General features: G+C 59.5%; 3 protein-coding genes and 1 pseudogene. All 4 read left to right on the top strand.

Features of this window, described 5'->3' with window-relative positions; genetic code table 11:
• Window positions 1-432: DUF6875 domain-containing protein (locus NMG80_RS37570; protein WP_367186046.1), on the top strand; the 432-nt coding region annotated here is incomplete at its 5' end.
• A gap of 65 nt (window positions 433-497) precedes the next feature.
• Window positions 498-968 carry a DUF6130 family protein gene (locus NMG80_RS32860; RefSeq protein ID WP_254021991.1) on the top strand — a complete coding sequence of 157 codons (471 nt, stop codon included), beginning with the start codon at window positions 498-500 and terminating at the stop codon, window positions 966-968.
• A 187-nt stretch (window positions 969-1,155) separates the two neighbouring features.
• Window positions 1,156-1,497 (top strand): carboxymuconolactone decarboxylase family protein, encoded by a 342-nt coding sequence (locus tag NMG80_RS32855; RefSeq protein WP_254021990.1) that lies wholly within the window; start codon window positions 1,156-1,158, stop codon window positions 1,495-1,497.
• Window positions 1,388-1,950 (top strand): annotated as a pseudogene (locus tag NMG80_RS37565) (SDR family NAD(P)-dependent oxidoreductase); the annotation flags it as partial. The gene NMG80_RS32855 and the pseudogene NMG80_RS37565, both read left to right, overlap by 110 nt.

Here is a 1,950-nt window from a genome sequence, read left to right as displayed (position 1 = left end):
GATGCGATCTACAAATCAATCGTCGTTGTTTTCACCGATTTGTCGGCCGATCGAGCAAAGGATCTTTTCGACGAAATCCTGCAGCATCTTGGAGTCCCGTCTTATGCAGAAGCTGGACTGGTGCTGGGAGGGTTTTACGAAACCAACGAAGGGTTTGCGCTATACAACCCCAGCTTTCGACCGTTCACAGCGCCTGTGCCGTTCCTGCTGATCAGACCCGCGGTCATCAGCGACTGGAAGTTCTTTTTGGACAACGAGGATCGGCTCAACCTTTGGGCGCGTCGCTATCGAGAGTCCGCAGCCCCAGCTCTCGCGAAGGAACTACGCCGCTTGCCGTGGCGCGAGAGGCGGAACCAATTCGAAGACGCATACCAAGAGTCGTCCGGAGATCGTCCACCAGCTACGTCCCGGACGCAAACGTCGCCGAGCTAAAGCGGCGCCGCGCGGCGGCCCGCTGGCCTGACAAAATCCTGCACTCATCAAAGAAGGACAATGCCATGACTCTCATCAAGACCCTTGCCGCTGTCGCGGCTGGCACCATGCTCGCCACGAGCGCCTTCGCCCAGAGCGCGAGGGAGATCCGCGGCGCTTCCCCGTATGTCGCCATCGAGAACGAGCCTGCGCCCAAGCTGATTGTGGATCCCCCGCTTCCGGAGGGGCTGGCCATAGGCGTCTACTGGGCCCAGTACCGGGTGGAGAACCTGCGCATCATACCCGTGTTCGGGGCGGGCGCCCTCCAGGTATCTCCACGTATCGGGCATCTGCACGTCATTGTCGACGACTTGCCCTGGTGGTGGGCGGATGCGAGTGACAACAACACAGTCGACATAGCCGGGCTGCCGCCTGGCGAGCACAAGGTGAAGATCGCGCTGGTGGACGCTAATCACAACGTCATCCCCGGACAGGAGGTGACTCATACGTTCACCGTGCCCGAGTCGGCGAAGTTAACGCACGATCATCACGACTAGGAAGTGCCCAGCACCTGCAGTCGGCAACGCCGGAGCAGGTCAGCGAGATTGCACTGCAAGCCGGGCGGCTGGGATTGTCAGCCGCGCCCAACCCGAGTGGCTCATCCTGAGCGGGGAGCGCCATCCCCGTACTTTGTTTCCGCCACCGGCCGCTTCAAACCCGAACACCGCAACTGGAGTCATTCTGATGCTCGACTGGAAGAAAAAGCTTCTGGACGTCAATCTCCGCCTCAAGGAAATGTCCACCAGGACACCTGATACTATCAAAGGCGCAACTCTCCTGGCTGGCGCGGGCGCAAAAACCGGCCACCTCGAAGCGAAGATGCGCGAACTTATCGCGCTCGCTGTTGCTGTGACCACTCGCTGCGACGGTTGCATCGCCGCTCACTCTGCCGAGGCGGTAAAGCTTGGCGCCACTGATGATGAAATCGCCGAGGCGCTCGGTGTCGCCATCAACCTCAATGCAGGCGCTGCGCTGGTCTACAGCACACACGTTCTCGATGCCGTGGACAGTCTCAGGCACGCATAACCGCACCGAAGGAAGATACCTCATGTTCAACTATAAGGATGGAGTATATCGCATGCTCGAGAACAAAACGGTGCTGATTACCGGTGGCGCTTCAGGTATAGGTTTGGCCTCTGCCAAGCTAATGCACGAGGCGGGTGCCCGTGTGGCGATACCGGTCGAGATCAACCCAAGCTGGACAAGGCACGCGCGGCCATCGGTGATGACCTCCTAACGCTCCAGGTGGACGCCCTTTCGACGGAAAGCCTGCGCAACATGGCGGCACGGATCAAGGACTCATTCGGCGGCCTGGATGTGTTCTTCGCCAATGCCGGAGTGGCTTACATGACACCACTTTCGAATACGACCGAAGAAGCGTTCGATACCCTCATGGCCACGAACGTCAAGTCGGTCTTCTTCTCGCTTCAGGCGGTGGAGCCGATCATGCGGGAGGGCGGTTCGGTCATTCTGAATACC

Source organism: Mesorhizobium escarrei, from assembly GCF_935825525.1.
Taxonomy (GTDB): Bacteria; Pseudomonadota; Alphaproteobacteria; order Rhizobiales; family Rhizobiaceae; genus Mesorhizobium; species Mesorhizobium escarrei.
This window is presented reverse-complemented; position numbering and strand designations above follow the sequence as displayed.

Bases quoted from the DNA above. Each gene is read 5' to 3' on its own strand.
- NMG80_RS32855 (WP_254021990.1), top strand. From the start codon at position 1,156: ATGCTCGACTGGAAGAAAAAGCTTCTGGACGTCAATCTCCGCCTCAAG.
- NMG80_RS32860 (WP_254021991.1), top strand. From the start codon at position 498: ATGACTCTCATCAAGACCCTTGCCGCTGTCGCGGCTGGCACCATGCTC.